Source organism: Pseudomonas sp. A-B-19, from assembly GCF_019947515.1.
Classification (GTDB): Bacteria; Pseudomonadota; Gammaproteobacteria; order Pseudomonadales; family Pseudomonadaceae; genus Aquipseudomonas.
Window position 1 is genome coordinate 74,526 of the sequence record NZ_JAGYGN010000011.1, and the last position, 16,820, is coordinate 91,345.

Annotated in this window: 13 protein-coding genes; 6 read left to right on the forward strand and 7 right to left on the reverse strand. The window is 62.4% G+C overall.

All coding sequences use genetic code 11. The features are described from left to right. Positions 1 to 272: 272 nt before the first annotated feature. The 7 genes from KGA81_RS14590 to gshB all read right to left on the reverse strand — a co-directional run bounded on the left by KGA81_RS14590 (position 273) and on the right by gshB (position 6,274). Positions 273 to 1,544 (reverse strand): dihydroorotase, encoded by a 1,272-nt coding sequence (locus tag KGA81_RS14590; protein ID WP_223546911.1) that lies wholly within the window; start codon positions 1,542 to 1,544, stop codon positions 273 to 275. Continuing rightward, positions 1,541 to 2,545, reverse strand: a complete 1,005-nt coding sequence (locus tag KGA81_RS14595; protein WP_007939362.1) for an aspartate carbamoyltransferase catalytic subunit — start codon at positions 2,543 to 2,545, stop codon at positions 1,541 to 1,543. Before KGA81_RS14595 ends, KGA81_RS14590 begins: the two co-directional genes overlap by 4 nt. A 27-nt stretch (positions 2,546 to 2,572) precedes the next feature. Beyond that, positions 2,573 to 3,076, reverse strand: a complete 504-nt coding sequence (pyrR, locus tag KGA81_RS14600; RefSeq protein ID WP_223456707.1) for a bifunctional pyr operon transcriptional regulator/uracil phosphoribosyltransferase PyrR — start codon at positions 3,074 to 3,076, stop codon at positions 2,573 to 2,575. A 79-nt stretch (positions 3,077 to 3,155) separates the two neighbouring features. Next, the gene (gene ruvX / locus KGA81_RS14605; RefSeq protein WP_057398155.1) at positions 3,156 to 3,593 is read right to left on the reverse strand and encodes a Holliday junction resolvase RuvX; all 438 of its coding nucleotides are present in this window, start codon (positions 3,591 to 3,593) and stop codon (positions 3,156 to 3,158) included. Next, positions 3,593 to 4,165 carry a YqgE/AlgH family protein gene (locus KGA81_RS14610; protein WP_223546912.1) on the reverse strand — a complete coding sequence of 191 codons (573 nt, stop codon included), beginning with the start codon at positions 4,163 to 4,165 and terminating at the stop codon, positions 3,593 to 3,595. The genes ruvX and KGA81_RS14610 overlap by 1 nt, the downstream gene beginning before the upstream one ends. 191 nt (positions 4,166 to 4,356) lie before the next feature. Next, positions 4,357 to 5,256, reverse strand: a complete 900-nt coding sequence (locus tag KGA81_RS14615; protein ID WP_223546913.1) for an energy transducer TonB — start codon at positions 5,254 to 5,256, stop codon at positions 4,357 to 4,359. A gap of 64 nt (positions 5,257 to 5,320) precedes the next feature. Next, the gene (gshB, locus tag KGA81_RS14620; protein WP_108217044.1) at positions 5,321 to 6,274 is read right to left on the reverse strand and encodes a glutathione synthase; all 954 of its coding nucleotides are present in this window, start codon (positions 6,272 to 6,274) and stop codon (positions 5,321 to 5,323) included. Between the two features lie 343 nt (positions 6,275 to 6,617). Here gshB and pilG point away from each other — a divergent pair, with 343 nt between their 5' ends. From pilG to KGA81_RS14650, 6 genes are all read left to right on the forward strand, one after another. Then, positions 6,618 to 7,022, forward strand: coding sequence for a twitching motility response regulator PilG (gene pilG, locus KGA81_RS14625; protein ID WP_223546914.1), 405 nt, complete (start codon positions 6,618 to 6,620; stop codon positions 7,020 to 7,022). A gap of 57 nt (positions 7,023 to 7,079) precedes the next feature. Continuing rightward, positions 7,080 to 7,445 carry a twitching motility response regulator PilH gene (gene pilH / locus KGA81_RS14630; protein ID WP_109635579.1) on the forward strand — a complete coding sequence of 122 codons (366 nt, stop codon included), beginning with the start codon at positions 7,080 to 7,082 and terminating at the stop codon, positions 7,443 to 7,445. A 10-nt stretch (positions 7,446 to 7,455) separates the two neighbouring features. After that, a complete protein-coding gene (locus tag KGA81_RS14635) occupies positions 7,456 to 7,995 on the forward strand; it encodes a chemotaxis protein CheW (protein WP_223546915.1) in 540 nt (179 codons plus the stop codon). Between the two features lie 144 nt (positions 7,996 to 8,139). After that, positions 8,140 to 10,200, forward strand: coding sequence for a methyl-accepting chemotaxis protein (locus KGA81_RS14640; protein ID WP_411736557.1), 2,061 nt, complete (start codon positions 8,140 to 8,142; stop codon positions 10,198 to 10,200). Positions 10,201 to 10,237: 37 nt separating this feature from the next. After that, entirely contained in the window at positions 10,238 to 16,264 is a 6,027-nt protein-coding gene (locus tag KGA81_RS14645) for an Hpt domain-containing protein (RefSeq protein WP_223546993.1), read from the forward strand. Then, positions 16,257 to 16,718, forward strand: a complete 462-nt coding sequence (locus KGA81_RS14650) for a chemotaxis protein CheW (RefSeq protein ID WP_223546916.1) — start codon at positions 16,257 to 16,259, stop codon at positions 16,716 to 16,718. Before KGA81_RS14645 ends, KGA81_RS14650 begins: the two co-directional genes overlap by 8 nt. Positions 16,719 to 16,820 lie beyond the last annotated feature (102 nt).

Genomic DNA, 16,820 nt, shown 5'->3' on the forward strand with positions numbered 1-16,820 from the left:
AGGAGTCAGAAATTTCTGTTCATTGGATGGGTTTATTCTCCATCGCTTGTAGAAATGTACTTGATGCGGATGTGCTGTTAGGGGAAAGGCAGTGGATGACGGAGGAGGGGGGGTAGGAGGGCTGTATGACTTCTGGACGTTGAATGACCAAGTGTCGTTACGTAACGCGCAGAGTCGATAAGCGAAGATCAAAAGATCGCAGCCTGCGGCAGTTCTTACACGGGAATATGCATTTCCCTGTAGGAGCTGCCGCAGGCTGCGATCTTTTGTTTTTAAGCCTGGTGGCTGATCCGTCCATCCACCAAGGTATAGCGCACCACGCCCGGCAGGCTGTGGCCAACGAACGGGCAGTTTTCGCCCTTGGACAACCAGGTTTCACCGGCGACGGTGGAGGCTGCCGGGTCGAACAGCACGATATCCGCCGCACCACCCACCGCCAGCTTGCCAGCTGGCAGGCGCAAGGCCTCGGCAGGGCCGGCGCTCAGGCGTTCGAGTAACGTCGGCAGATCCAGCAAACCGTCTTCCACCAGTGTCAGCGCCAGTGGCAACAGCAGTTCGACGCTGCTGATGCCCGGCTCGGTTGCGCCGAACGGTGCCAGTTTGGCGTCACGCTCATGGGGTTGGTGATGGCTGGAGATGGCCGAGATCACCCCCGATTTCACCGCTGCGCGCAGGCCTTCGCGGTCGGCGCGGGTGCGTAGCGGCGGCTGGACGTGATACAGGCTGCTGAAGTCGATCAGCGCTTCGTCGGTCAGGATCAACTGGTACAGGGCGACATCTGCGGTCACCTTCAGGCCCCGGGCCTGGGCCTGGGCGACCAGTTCAACACCACGTGCACTGGTGAGCTGACTGAAGTGTGCGCGCACGCCGGTCTGTTCAACCAGCAGCAGATCCCGGGCCAGGGCGACGGTCTCGGCGCTTTCCGGAATGCCCGGCAAGCCAAGGAAGCTGGCGGTCGGGCCTTCGTGAGCCAGGCCACCCTCGGCCAGGTCGTGATCCTGGGAGTTGAATATCACCGTCAGGTCGAAGGTCGCGGCGTAGTCGAGTGCCCGGCACAGGGTGCGGGTGTTGCGGAAACTCTCCAGGCCGTTGCCGAAGGCCACGCAACCGGCATCGCGCAGTGCCACCAGCTCTGCCAGCTGTTCGCCGTCCAGGCCTTTGCTCAGGGCGCCAATCGGGAAGACTTTGGTGTTGCCGGCCTCACGGGCGCGGTCGAGGATCAGTTCGGCCACCGCCGAGGTGTCCAGCACCGGTTTGGTCTTTGGCGGGCAGCACAGGCTGGTCACGCCGCCTGCCGCCGCTGCGCGGGTTTCGCTGACAATCGAACCTTTGCGGCTGTAGCCCGGCTCGCGCAGGGCAACGTTGAGGTCGACCAGGCCGGGAGCGGCCACCAGGCCTTTGGCGTCGATGGTGTCGACGGCGACAAAACCGGCTGGCGCCGCGCCAAGGGCGACGACTTTGCAGGCTTCAATGTGGATATCTGTCACTTGATCCAGGCCGCTGGCCGGATCGATCACGCGGGCGCCAAGAATGCTGAGCTTCACTGGGCGTTCTCCTGCTCGAATTGGCGTTGCGCAGTCTGCCCGCTCATGGCCATGGACAGTACCGCCATACGGATGGCGATCCCGTAGGTCACCTGGTTGAGGATCACCGAGTGCGGGCCGTCGGCCACTGCCGACTCGATTTCCACGCCACGGTTGATCGGCCCCGGGTGCATCACGATTGCATCGGGCTTGGCGCCGGCCAGGCGCGCGGTGGTCAGGCCGAACAGGCGATAGAACTCGCCCTCGCTCGGCAGCAGGCCGCCGGTCATGCGTTCACGCTGCAGGCGCAACATGATCACCACGTCGACATCTTTCAGGCCTTCGGTCATGTCGGTGTAGACCTTCACGCCGTATTGCTCGATGCCGATCGGCAGCAGGGTTTTCGGCGCGATCACGCGGATGTCCGGGCAACCGAGGGTTTTCAGGGCCAGCATGTTCGAGCGCGCGACCCGCGAGTGCAGGATGTCGCCGACGATGGCCACTGAAAGGTTTTCGAATCCGCCCTTGTGCCGGCGGATGGTCAGCATGTCGAGCATGCCCTGCGTCGGGTGCGCATGCCGGCCGTCACCGCCGTTGATGATCGCCACTTGCGGGCAGACATGTTCGGCGATGAAGTGCGCGGCACCCGAATCGCCGTGGCGCACGACGAACATGTCGGCGGCCATGGCTTCCAGGTTACGCAGGGTGTCGAGCAGGGTTTCGCCCTTGCTCGCCGACGACGTGGACACGTTGAGGGTGATCACGTCAGCCGACAGCCGCTGGGCCGCCAGTTCGAAGGTGGTGCGGGTACGGGTCGAGTTTTCGAAGAACACGTTGCACACGGTCTTGCCGCGCAGCAGCGGGACTTTTTTCACGGCCCGGGCGCCGACTTCGAGGAAGGAGTCGGCGGTGTCGAGGATCTCCGTCAGCAACTCGCGGCGCAAACCGTCGAGCGAGAGGAAATGGCGCAGCTGGCCCTGATCATTGAGCTGCAGCGGGCGCTTGGTTTCTAGAGGCGTCATCGCGAGGGGGACTCTCAATAGGGCGAATTAAAGGGCGAGGTCTTGCAGTTCGAGCGCGAGCTCCGGGCCAGACAGCTTCACCCGCTCGTGGGCCGCCAGGGACAGGGTCGCGCCCACCACGTTCGGGCGGATTGGCAACTCGCCGGCGTCCAGGTCCAGCAGGCACACCAGCGTCACGCTGGCCGGGCGGCCGTAGTCGAACAGTTCGTTCATGGCGGCGCGGATGGTCCGGCCGCTCATCAGCACGTCGTCGATCAGCACCAGATGCTGGCCTTCGATCTCGAACGGCAGCGCCGAAGGGCGAACCTGCGGGTGCAGGCCGTTCTGGCTGAAATCGTCGCGGTAGAAGGACACGTCGAGAGTGCCAAGGGGCTCATTGCTGCCCAGTTCCTTGAGCAGGGCCTGGGCCACCCAGACGCCGCCGGTACGGATGCCGATGAAACGCGGGTCGCTGATGCCTCGTTTGGCCAGATAAGCGTCAAGTCGGGTTGCCATCTGGCTGACCAGTTCAGCGGGATTGGGCAGGCTCATGGTTGCTCCTTCTTGGGTTCGAGCCAGCTTGTGCGCAAAATGGCTCGGGTTGTAGCTAATGGAGACGCACAACGGCTCTTCAGGACTCGAACAGTGCGCCATTTTCGTCGAGCCAGCCTTGCAGCAGCAGGGCGGCGGCGATGGCATCGACCGGGTTGTCGCGGTAACTGCCTTTCTGGCCACCCCGGGCCAGGCGTTCGCCCTTGGCCTCGAAGGTGGTCAGGCGTTCATCGTGGGTATAAAAGGGCAGGTTGAAGCGGCCGTTCAGGCGCCGGGCGAACTTTTCCGCGCGGGCGCACATGTCACTGGGGGTGCCGTCCATGTTCAACGGCAGGCCGACCACCACGGCATCGGGTTTCCACTCTTTGATGAGGGCTTCGACCTGGTTCCAGTCAGGAATGCCGTTCTGCGCTTTCAGTGTGCACAGCTCGCGGGCCTGACCGGTCACCACCTGGCCGACCGCAACGCCGATCTGTTTGGTGCCGTAGTCGAATCCGAGAATCAGTCGCAGGGCCATCAGGCGTGCCCCGCCTGGCTGGTCAGCAGGCTGAGGTTGATGCCCAGGTGCTTGGCCGCCGCTTCCAGGCGCAGTTCGCTGCTGGTGTTGAACAGGATGTCGGCGTCAAACGGGCAGGTCAGCCAGGCGTTCTGCGCCAGTTCGGCCTCCAGCTGCCCGGGTTCCCAGCCGGCATAGCCGAGGGCGATCAGGCTTTTTTCCGGGCCGACGCCGTCAGCGATGGCGAACAGTATGTCCTGGGTGGTCGACAGGGATAATTCGTCTTCCAGATCAACGGTTGCCTGGAAGCTCAGCCCCTTGGGGTGAAGGACGAAGCCGCGATCTGTCTGCACCGGGCCACCGATAAAGATCGGCACATGCTGGCAGAGCGCTGGTGGTTCGATATCCGGGCGCAATTGCTCAAGGATATCGGCCAGGTTCAGATCTTGCGGACGGTTGACCACCAGCCCCATGGCACCATTGGCCGTGTGCTCGACGATGTAGGTCAAGGTGTGCGCAAAGTTCGGGTCGGCCATGTGCGGCATGGCGATCAGGAATTGATGCTTGAGGTAGCTGGGGCTGACGTTCTTCATGAGCGCTAGTGTGGCGTTCGAGGGGCGAACTGACAAGCTGGGGATGCACAGGAAATACCTCAAATCCCCACTGACGACTTGGATTTCTGTGGGAGCGAGCTTGCTCGCGATGGCGGCCTGGCAGTCGACATCTTTGTTGGATGTGAAGTTGTCATCGCGAGCAAGCTCGCTCCCACAGGGTTTCGGGGTGGTCAATTGCTTGAGAGTCGATCCCCACGGGCAAACTTCCAGGTGCGGATGATTTCCAGCCGGTCAACATCCGACAGATCCCCGGTAAACGGTGCAAACGGCGCCGCCAGCCGTACGATCCGCTGCGCCGCCTGGTCCAGCAGCGGCTGGCCGGAAGACTCCAGCACCAGCACTTCATACAGCGAACCGTCGCGGTTGATCGACACCATCAGGCGCAAATTGCCGTAGATCTGCTTGCGCCGCGCTTCGTCTGGGTAATTGAGGTTGCCGATGCGCTCGACTTTCTTGCGCCATTCGTCCTTGTACCAGGCGCCCTTGTCGCGCATGGTCGAGGCCGCGCTCAAGCGGTGAATGCGCGGGCGCTTGGCGTACAGCTGCTGTTCGGCGGCCAGTTCCGCTTCCAGGCTGGCGATGTCGCTGGACAGCTGCTCGCTGTCGAACGTCGGTGCCTGGACCTGGGATTTGACCTCGGTCCTGGGCTCCTCGGTCTTGGCGGGGGCCTTTTTCGGTTTCGGTGCCACGGTGGTCACGGCAGCCTTGGGCGGGGCTTCCTGCGTTTCAGGCTTGGCGGCCGGCGGTGGCGTGACCTTTTGCACTTTGTTGTCCTGGAACGGCGCGACCTCGGTGGTCTTGGGGATCGCCTTTTTATCCAGGGTGCCGCTGCCTTGCTGATTCTCCTGGGCGAGGAAGTCGGCCTTTTCAGGCTTCTTTTCGCTTTTGAAGGTGGCGAGGGTGATTTCCAGGGTTTTGCTGATCTGCTTGGGTTCGACCACTGCAAACCCGACACCCAACAGCAAGGCGAGGTGGATCAGCGCCGCCAGAAACAGGGTAAAACCGAGGCGGTCGGCCGGGCGCACGCCACGGTGGGCGAGTTCGGCGGGCAGATCGGACGGCAGGGTCATGACAAGGAAACCAACATCGCGTTTTCACAGGCCGCGCATGATAACGCAATGTTGGTTTGGCTAATCAACGTGCCTTGAGCTTCTGATCGATGGCATCCATCAGCAGGCCGCCGATATCGGTGCCAAACGCATTATCGATCTCGCGAATGCAGGTCGGGCTGGTGACGTTGATCTCGGTCAGGTGCTCGCCGATCACGTCCAGGCCAACGAACAGCAGGCCTTTTTCGCGCAGGGTCGGGCCGACTTGCGCGGCGATCCAGCGGTCCTTGTCGGTCAACGGACGGGCTTCGCCACGGCCGCCGGCGGCGAGGTTGCCACGGGTTTCGCCCAGGGCCGGAATCCGCGCCAGGCAATAATCCACCGGCTCGCCATCGATCATCAGGATGCGCTTGTCGCCATCGACGATGGCCGGCAAGTAGCCCTGGATCATGATTTGCTGCTGGCCATGCAAGGTCAGGGTTTCGAGAATCACCGAGAGGTTCGGGTGGCCGGCGGTGTGGCGGAAAATCGAGGAGCCGCCCATGCCGTCCAGCGGCTTGAGGATCACATCGCCATGATGGTCGGCAAATTCGCGCAGCACGTCCGGGCGGCGGCTGACGATGGTCGGCGGCGTGCACTGCGGGAACAGTGTGGCGAACAGCTTTTCGTTGCAGTCGCGCAGGCTCTGCGGCTTGTTGACCACCAGCACGCCCGCGCGCTCGGCCTGTTCCAGCAGATAGGTGGAGTAGACGAACTCCATGTCGAACGGCGGATCCTTGCGCATCAGGATCACGTCCAGATCGCTCAGCAGCGCATCGCTTTCGGCGCCCAGTTCGAACCACTTTTCCGGGTTGGCGAACACCTGTAGCGGACGCATCCGCGCCCGCGCCTGGCCTTCGCCCTGATACAGGTCGCGCTGCTCCATGTAGAACAGCTCCCAGCCACGCTTTTGCGCGGCCAGCAGCATGGCCAGCGAGCTATCCTTTTTATAGGAAATGCTGGCGATAGGGTCCATGACAATCCCGACGCGAACGCTCATTGGGTTTTCCTCGAAATTTTGGGGGTAATGTCGACCTGTAGGAGCGAGCTCGCTCGCGATGGACTTGAGAACACCGTTTTTAACCAGCGAACACGCGCCATCGTTGACGACCATCGCGAGCGAGCTCGCTCCTACAAAGGGCCGTATAAAAGTGGCGTCAGAGTGGCGCTGAGTGTGTTCCCGGTCAAGGAAAAACCACCTTGCAGGTCGGTCGATAGATTGGTTTTGGAGACTGTGCTAAAAAGGCTGCCATGTCGTGCTGGCCCTTGAGCGTCAAGGGTTTCGAGCCGCGTTAACCGGCAAACGGACAATTTGTTTCGCAAAGGCGACGGTAGAGCATTTTATGGAACGACACCCCAGCGCCTTGAAGGTCATGGTGATCGACGATTCGAAGACGATCCGTCGTACCGCCGAAACGCTGCTCAAGAACGTGGGTTGTGAGGTCATCACGGCCATCGACGGTTTCGATGCCCTGGCCAAGATTGCCGACAACCACCCCGGCATCATCTTTGTCGACATCATGATGCCGCGCCTGGATGGCTACCAGACCTGTGCCCTGATCAAGAACAACAGCGCGTTCAAGTCCACGCCGGTGATAATGCTGTCGTCCAAGGACGGGCTGTTCGACAAGGCCAAGGGGCGCATCGTCGGTTCCGACCAGTTTTTGACCAAGCCTTTCAGCAAGGAAGAATTGCTTGAAGCGATCCAGGCCCATGTACCTGGTTTCGCCGCCGTTTTGCCGCAGTAGGACACGCACAGTGACGCTCGGCCATCGGGCCCGGTGTCGACAAGAATGGGGAAGAGCATGGCACGTATTCTGATCGTCGATGATTCGCCGACCGAAATGTACAAACTGACCGGCATGCTGGAAAAGCACGGCCATGAAGTGTTGAAAGCCGAAAACGGCGCCGACGGCGTGGCCCTGGCCCGCCAGGAAAAACCCGACGCGGTGCTGATGGACATTGTCATGCCCGGACTCAACGGCTTCCAGGCGACCCGCCAGTTGACCAAGGACCCGGACACCGGGCACATCCCGGTGATCATCATCACCACCAAGGATCAGGAAACCGACAAGGTCTGGGGCACGCGCCAGGGCGCCAAGGACTACCTGACCAAACCGGTCGATGAGGACACCCTGATCAAGACCCTGAACAACGTGCTGGCCGGTTGATCATCAGGTCATGAACGAGTCGCTGACGGCTTTCGAACTGCTGCTGCAAATCGACCGGCGCTGTCGTTTGCTGGCAGCGGACTTGCCGTCCCAGCCGGCCCGACGGGACAGCTGGAGCGGCATCGGTTTTCGTCTGGGCGAGCACTGGTACGTCGCGCCCATGAGCGAAGTCAGCGAAGTCCTGCACGAACCGCGCGTCACTCAGCTGCCGGGAGTCAAACCCTGGGTCAAGGGTGTCGCCAACCTGCGCGGGCGTTTGCTGCCGGTCATGGATTTATGCGGCTACTTCGGGCACGAGCTTTCGGCGGTGCGCCGGCAGCGGCGGGTGTTGGTGGTGGAACATGAAGAGATGTTTGCCGGATTGCTGGTCGACGAAGTCTTCGGCCTCCAGCACTTTGCCCAAGGCAGCCTGGAGCCGGTGCCGGCAGACGAGTTGAAGGGGCCGATGGCGGCGTTCCTCAAAGGCCGGTTTCAGCGCGAGCAGTGCTGGCAGGTGTTCAGCCCGTTTGCGTTGACGCAGTCTCAGGGGTTCATGAACGTTGCGGTGTAAACACGGACCTTTGTAGGAGCGAGCTTGCTCGCGAAGAGGGCGTGTCAGTCGACATCAATGTTGACCAATGCACCGCTTTCGCGGGCAAGCCCGCTCCTACAGGGTTCCGGGCAGGCCCAGAAGTTGGTTAACAGGCGAGGACCGATGATAAAAGCAAAAGCAGGCAAGCCAATGGAAGGGTCGCGCAGCCGGTCGCAGATTATCGTGCTGTTCATCGCGCTGATCGTCTTCATCATGCTGCTGTTCGCCAACTTCGCGTACCTCAACACCCAGGCTACCTACGACAAACAGTACATCGGCCACGCGGGCGAGCTGCGTGTGCTGTCCCAGCGTATCGCCAAGAACGCCACCGAAGCCGCCGCCGGCAAGGCTGCCGCGTTCAAGTTGCTCAGCGATGCGCGCAACGACTTTGCCCAGCGCTGGGGCTATCTGAAGAAGGGCGACCCGGCCACCGGCCTGCCGCCGGCCCCGGCTACCGTGCGTCCAGAGATGCGTGCGGTGCAACAGGACTGGGAACGCCTGCTGAAAAACACCGATGCGATTCTTTCCAGCGAGCAAACCGTACTGTCGCTGCATCAGGTCGCCGCAACCCTGGCCGAAACCGTGCCGCAGTTGCAGGTCGAGTACGAAAAAGTCGTCGAGATCCTGCTGCAGCGGGGCGCCCCGGCGGCCCAGGTGGCGATGGCCCAGCGCCAATCGCTGCTGGCCGAGCGGATCCTCGGCGCGGTCAACACGGTATTGGCCGGCGACGAAAACTCACAGCAGGCTGCCGATGCATTCGGGCGTGACGCGACTCAGTTCGGCAAGGTGCTCAACGGCATGCTCCAGGGCGACCCGGCGCTCAAAGTCAGCCAGGTCGAAGACCGCGACGCCCGTGCGCGTCTCGCGGAAATCTCCGAGCTGTTCGAGTTCGTCTCGGGTTCGGTGGACGAGATCCTCGAAACTTCGCCGGAACTGTTCAGGGTCCGCGAGTCGGCCTCGAACATTTTCAGCCTGTCGCAAACCCTGCTCGACGAAGCCTCGCACCTGGCCAACGGTTTCGAAAACCTGGTCGGTGGACGTACCACCGACACCATTGGTGGTTATGTGCTGGGCTTGCTGGCGCTGGCTTCGATCATCCTGATCGGTATGGTGATGGTGCGCGAAACCAATCGTCAGTTGCGCGAGACCGCGGAGAAAAACGAGCGTAACCAGAACGCGATCATGCGTTTGCTCGACGAGATCGAAGACCTGGCCGACGGTGATCTCACAGTGACGGCCTCGGTGACCGAGGACTTTACCGGCACCATCGCCGACTCGATCAATTACTCCGTCGACCAGCTGCGCGATCTGGTCGCGACCATCAACCTCACCGCTGGCCAGGTCGCCGCCGCTGTGCAGGAAACCCAGGCCACCGCCATGCACCTGGCCCAGGCGTCGGAACATCAGGCCCAGCAGATTTCCGAGGCCTCCATGGCGATCAACGACATGGCCGAGTCCATCGACCAGGTGTCGGCCAACGCGGCGGAATCTTCGGCGGTTGCCGAACGCTCGGTGGAAATCGCCAACAAGGGCAATGAGGTGGTGCACAACACCATCCACGGCATGGACAATATTCGCGAGCAGATCCAGGACACCGCCAAGCGCATCAAGCGCCTGGGTGAGTCGTCCCAGGAAATCGGCGACATTGTAAGCCTGATCGATGACATTGCCGACCAGACCAACATCCTTGCCCTCAACGCGGCCATTCAGGCATCCATGGCCGGTGACGCCGGTCGTGGTTTCGCAGTGGTTGCCGATGAAGTGCAACGCCTGGCCGAGCGTTCATCCGCTGCCACCCGGCAGATCGAAACCCTGGTGCGGGCGATCCAGACCGACACCAACGAAGCGGTCATCTCCATGGAGCAGACGACCACCGAAGTGGTGCGCGGCGCCCGTCTGGCGCAGGATGCAGGTGTGGCCCTGGAAGAAATCGAAGGCGTGTCCAAGACGCTCGCGGCGCTGATTCAGAGCATTTCCAATGCGGCGCAACAGCAGACGTCATCGGCCGGTCAGATTTCCCTGACGATGAACGTGATCCAGCAGATCACCTCGCAGACTTCATCGGGTTCCACCGCCACGGCCGAAAGCATTGGTAATCTGGCGAAAATGGCCAGTCAGTTGCGTCGTTCGGTGTCCGGCTTCACCTTGCCGGCGGCCAAGGCGCAGGCTGTGGACAAAGCGTGAATCGCCCGCAGGTAGAACTATGGTGACTGAAGTGGTTATGGGTGATCGGCACGACTATGTGGCCCTCGAATGGGTCAAGGGCGAGATTGTCGAAACGCTGAAACAGGCTCATCACGCGATTGAAAACCTGCTAGATGACCCGCAGGCGACCCAAGCGCTGGATGATTGCCTTTCGTGCATCCATCAGGTGCACGGCAGTTTGCAGATGGTCGAGTTCTACGGCGCGGCGTTGCTCGCCGAAGAAATGGAACAACTGGCCATAGCCTTGCAGGGCAGCCGTGTCAGTCATCGCGACGAGGCGTTGCACCTGTTGTTGCAGGCCCTGGGGCAGCTGCCGATCTACCTCGACCGGGTGCAAGGCGCACGCCGTGACTTGCCTCTGGTGGTGTTGCCACTGATCAATGACCTGCGCAGCGCCCGCGGCGAAAGCCTGCTGTCGGAAACCAGCCTGTTCAGCCCGCAATTGCCCGAGTTACCAGCGCTGGACGCAAAAACGCTGGCGCAGCTGGAGCCGGCCGAATTGCCCCATGTGCTGCGTGAGCTGCGCAAGATGCTGCAAATGGCACTGGTCGGTTTCCTGCGTGAACAGGACAACGACACCAGCCTCGATTACCTGGCCAAGGTATTCACCCGCCTCCAGGCACTGTGCGCCAATGCACCCCTGAGCCCGTTATGGCAGGTGGCATCGGCGCTGGTCGAAGGCATGCAGGGCGGTGCGATCGCCAACAGCCCGACCATGCGCAGCCTGTTCAAGGATGCCGACAAAGAACTCAAGCGCCTGCTCGAACAAGGCATGCGCGGCATCAACCAGCCAGCTCCGCCAGAGCTGCTCAAGAGTCTGCTGTTCTACATTGCAAAGGCCGAACATCCCACCGGGCAGATGCTGACCATGAAAGAACGCTACTCACTGGACGACGCGCTGCCCGACAGCGCGATGGTCGATGAAGAACGCGCGCGGCTGGCCGGTCCCGACCGTGACGCCATGCGCTCGGTGCTGGCAGCGCTGTGCGAAGAGCTGGTGCGGGTCAAGGAACGCCTGGATCTGTTCGTGCGCAGTGATCGCCAGCACACCTCTGACCTCGACAGCCTGCTGGCGCCGCTGCGGCAAATCGCCGACACCCTGGCAGTCCTGGGTTTCGGCCAGCCGCGCAAGGTGATCATCGATCAATTGGCGGTGGTGCTCAGCCTCGCCCAGGGCCAGCGCGAACCCAACGATGCGATCCTCATGGACGTTGCCGGGGCCTTGTTGTACGTCGAGGCGACGCTGGCCGGCATGGTCGGTACCGTGGAGCAGGAGAGCCAGGATGACAATCGCCTGCCGACCACCGACCTGACACAGATCCATCAGATCGTGATCAAGGAGGCCCGCATCTGTTTGCAGCAGGCCAAGGACATGATCGTCGACTACATCGACGCCGACTGGGACCGCCAGCATTTGCAGGCGCTGCCGGCCTTGCTGACCCAGGTGCGCGGCGCGCTGGCGATGGTTGCGCTGGGCCGGGCGGCGAGCCTGGTCGAAACCTGCAATCACTTTATCCGCGAGCACCTGTTGCTGGAGCCGGGTCAACCGGGCTGGCAGGAACTGGACAGCCTGGCCGACGTCATCACCAGCATCGAGTACTACCTCGAGCGCCTCAGCGATGACCCGCAAGCGCAGGGTGAAAACCTGCTCGATGTCGCGGAAAAAAGCCTGGCCAGCCTCGGGTTTTTCCCCAGTGAGCAGCATGTGCCAGTGCTTGATGACGTGCTCAACCCGAGCGAAGCGCAGGTGATGCAGATGATGCAGGAGCTGGATGATCCGCAGATCGTCCAGACTCTGGCCGATGTGCTTGCCAGCCCGGTTTCGAGCCTGAACCCACCCGCCCTGGACATTCCGGGCAGCCTGTTGCCGCCGCCGGTAGGCGAAGAGCCGGTGGACGAGGAACTGCGTGAGGTGTTCCTCGAGGAAACCGACGAAGTCCTGGAGATCCTGCACGAGTACTTGCCGCGCTGGTCAGTCAACCCTGACAACCGCTCGGCCCTGAGTGAGCTGCGCCGTGCCTTCCATACCCTCAAAGGCAGTGGCCGAATGGTGCGCGCTCTGGTGCTGGCCGAGCTGGCCTGGGCCGTGGAAAACCTGCTCAATCGCGTACTGGAAGGCAGCGTGGAACCAGGCGCTACGGTGCAGCGACTGATCGACGATGTGTTGCAGCTGCTTCCGGAGCTGGTGGCTGAATACGCCACCAATGCCCAGCGCCAGCGCAGCGATGTCGATCAATTGGCTGCCCGCGCCCATGCCCTGGCCAAGGGCGATGAGCCGGTGTCCGATGAGGATACGCAGGATGTCGCGGCCCTCGACCCGCTGTTGCTGGAGATCTTCCGCAAAGAGGCTGAAACTCACTTGGGCAGCCTCAATCGCTTCCTTGATCAGGCCGCCGAACATGTGCCATTGCCGGCCAGCGACGAATTGCAGCGTGCCTTGCACACCCTCAAGGGCAGCGCTTATATGGCTGGTGTGTTGCCGATTGCCGAGCTGGCCGTACCGCTGGATCAACTGGCCCGGGAGTACAAGGCGCACCTGATCGCGCTGGATCTGGATGAAGTCCAATTGCTGCTCGAAGCTGAAGGACTGTTTCGCCTCGGCTTGCGCCAACTCAAGACTGATCCGCTGGCGGAAATTCCCGGCGCCCGGAGTTTGACCGAACGCGCCAGGGCGCTGCTGGCCGAGCGTCTGGAAAACCACCTGAACACACCGAACACCGGGCTGCGGATCAAGCGCGACCCGCAACTGATCAACAGCTTCCTCGCCCAGGGCATGGACATCCTGCTGGACGCCGAAAGCCTGTTGCAGCGTTGGCAGCAACACCCCGGCGAGCGTCAGGAACTCAGCGCGCTGCTGGACGAATTGACCACCCTCGGCGAAGGCGCCCATCTGGCCGACCTGCACCCGGTGGATGAGCTGTGCGAAGCGTTGCTCGACCTGTACGGTGCTGTGGAAGAAAGCAGCCTTGCGGTCAGCGAGCGGTTTTTCCATGAAGCACAGGCTGCCCACGAAGCGCTGATCAACATGCTCGACGAACTGGCTGCCGGTCAGGAAGTCAGCCCGCGGCCGAAACGGATCGGGGCCTTGCGCGAACTGCTCGACGAGAGCCTTGACCCGTCGGCCATAGGCCTGATCCGCAGCGATGGCAGCCGTAGCCTGAGCATCCGCGAGTTGGGTACAGCCACCGCCGAACTCGAGCACACTGCACGCCCCCCTGCAGGAGCTGGCTTGCCAGCGAAGGGCTCACCGGCACCGCGGTTACCCAGTGAAAACGCGTCATCGTTAACGTCCTTCGCTGGCAAGCCAGCTCCTACAGAGGACCGGGTTGTCGGTGTGGACGATGAAATCGTTGGGATCTTCCTTGAAGAAGCGGCGGATATTCTCGAAGGCGCCGGTCAGGCCTTGCAGCGTTGGTTGCGCGACCCGGACAACGCCGTACCGCTGTCGTCCCTGCAACGGGATTTGCACACCCTCAAGGGCGGCGCACGCATGGCCGAGGTCGGGCCGGTCGGCGATCTGGCCCATGAACTGGAAAGCCTTTACCAGGGCCTGGTGGACCGTCGTTATGCCTTCTGCGATTCAATGGCTGTGTTGCTTAAACAGAGCCATGAGCGACTGGCGTTGTATCTCGAACAGTTGCAGCTCAACCAGCCGCTGGACGATTCCCGTGATCTGATCGAAGCCATTCGTGCCTACCGTCAAGGGCACGCGGGTATCGCCGAGTCCGCCCGGCAGGCGACCGACAATGACTCGGCCGGGCATGATCCGCAATTGCTGGAGATCTTCCTCGAGGAAGGTTTCGACATCATCGAGAGCTCCGGGGCGGCGCTGGAGCGCTGGCAGGCCCAGCCTTCGAATCGGCAGGAAATGGAAACCCTGCTGCGCGACCTGCACACCCTCAAGGGCGGCGCGCGCATGGTGGAAATTGCCGCGATTGGTGATCTGGCCCACGAACTGGAGTTCCTCTACGAAGGCCTGTCCAGCGGCGTGTTGCAACCGACGGAGCCGTTGTTCGCGCTGTTGCAGCGCAGCCACGACCGCCTGGCGCAGATGCTCGATGCGGCCCGCGCCGGTGAGCCGATGCCGCCGGCCGACCGCTTGATCGATGCCATCAAGAACTTCAGCCACCCGGCCATGCCAGAGGCGCCGGTGCCGGTTGCGACGCTGGCAACGTCCAAGGCCGAGCCGCTGGCGCCGCCGTCCGATGCCGGTGCCGACATGGTCAAGGTCTCGGCGGAGCTGCTCGACGATCTGGTCAACCTGGCCGGTGAGACCTCGATCTTCCGTGGCCGGATCGAACAGCAAGTCAACGATGCGCACATCGCCCTGAATGAGATGGAGACCACCATCGAGCGCATGCGCGACCAGTTGCGCCGCCTCGATACCGAAACCCAGGGGCGGATTCTCAGCCGTCAGCAAGTCGACGCCGAACGCCTGGGCTACGAGGAATTCGACCCGCTGGAAATGGATCGCCACTCACAATTACAGCAACTGTCCCGGGCGCTGTTCGAATCGGCCTCTGACTTGCTCGACCTCAAGGAAACCCTCGAGCGACGCAATCAGGATGCGGAAAACCTGCTGCAACAGCAGGGTCGCATCAACACCGAATTGCAGGAAGGCCTGATGCGTATGCGCATGGTGCCGTTCGAACGCATGCTCCCGCGTTTGCAGCGCATTGTCCGGCAGGTGGCTGGCGAGCTGGGCAAGGACGTGGATTTCATCGTCGATAACGCCGAAGGCGAGATGGATCGCAACGTTCTTGAACGCATGGCCGCGCCGCTGGAACACATGCTGCGCAACGCCGTCGACCACGGTCTGGAGTCCGTCGAAGCGCGGCTGGCGGCGGGGAAACCGGCCAAGGGCAAGATCACCCTCGATCTGCTGCGTGAAGGCGGCGACATCATTTTTGACATCCGCGACGATGGCGCCGGTGTGCCGCTGGACGCGGTGCGGCGCAAGGCGATCAAGCGCGGCCTGCTCGCTCCGGACAGTGTCATCAGTGATCACGATGTGCTGCAGTTCATCCTGCAACCGGGGTTTTCCACCGCCGAAAAAATCACCCAGATCTCCGGGCGCGGCGTCGGCATGGACGTGGTGCACGAAGAGGTGCGGCAACTGGGCGGCACCATGAGCATCGACTCGGTGCCGGGGCAGGGCGTGCATTTCCGCATTCGCCTGCCGTTCACCGTCTCGGTCAACCGGGCGCTGATGGTGCAGTGCGGCGAGGACCAATACGCGATCCCGCTCAACACCATTGATAGCATCGTTCGTGTCCTGCCCAATGAACTCGAAGGGTATTTCCGTTTCGATGCGCCGACCTACGAATACGCCGGACAAGGTTACGAGCTGTGCTACCTGGGTGAGTTGCTGAAAACCAGCCCGCGCCCGAAACTGCTGGGCCAGAGCCTGCCATTGCCGGTGTTGCTGGTGCAGTGCAATGAGCGGCACATCGCGGTGCTGGTGGACGCCATGGCCGGCACTCGCGAAATCGTGGTCAAGAGCCTGGGGCCGCAGTTCGCGGCGGTGCAAGGGGTGTCCGGGGCAACGATTCTCGGGGACGGCCGGGTGGTGCTGATTCTGGATTTGCTGGCGCCGATCCGTGCCATGCAGGCCCGCGTGCCCCAGCGTTCGGCAGGACAAGAGGTCGAGGTCGAGGCCGAACCGCATCGCCCGCTGCTGGTGATGGTGGTCGACGACTCGGTCACCGTGCGCAAGGTCACCAGCCGCTTGCTCGAACGCCACGGCATGAGCGTGCTGACCGCCAAGGACGGGGTCGATGCCATGCTGCTGCTGGAAGAACACATGCCCGACCTGATGCTGCTGGACATCGAGATGCCGCGCATGGATGGCTTCGAGGTCGCGACCCAGGTGCGCAATGACGAGCGTCTGCGACACCTGCCGATCATCATGATCACCTCCCGCACCGGGCAGAAACACCGCGACCGCGCCATGGCCATCGGCGTCAACGACTACCTGGGCAAGCCGTACCAGGAATCGGTGCTGCTCGAAAGCATCGCCTTGTGGAGCAAGACCCATGCTTGAGCACCGCACCAGCAACCTCACCGGCCTGCTGCTGCCATTGGCCGACCGCAACCTGATCCTGCCCAACGTCGCTGTTGCCGAGCTGATCGACTACCAGCAGCCGGGGACCTTCGACCTGGACACACCGCCGTGGTGCCTGGGCCTGGTGACGTGGCGCGACCGGCAGATTCCGCTGCTGAGTTTCGAGTCGGCATGCGCGCAGAAAGTCGTCGTCGGCGAACGTGCGCGGATCGTGATCCTCAACGCCCTCGGCGGGCGCCCCGAGCTGAAGTTCATCGCGCTGTTGGTGCAGGGCATTCCGCGCTCCTGCAAGCTCGACAGCCAGTTGAGTTATGTGGATGTGCCGTTGTGTGCGCTGGAGCAGGCGGCGGTGCAGGTGGGCGAGCAGGTGGCCAAGGTGCCGGATCTGTTGGCGCTGGAGGACTTGTTGGTGGATGCCGGGTTGATCGACTGATCCCGATTTTTGTGTTGATGGTGTTGACGCCTTCGCTGGCAAGCCAGCTCCTACAGGGTTTTGTGTCCGCCGCAGAGCCACTGTAGGAGCGGGCTTGCCCGC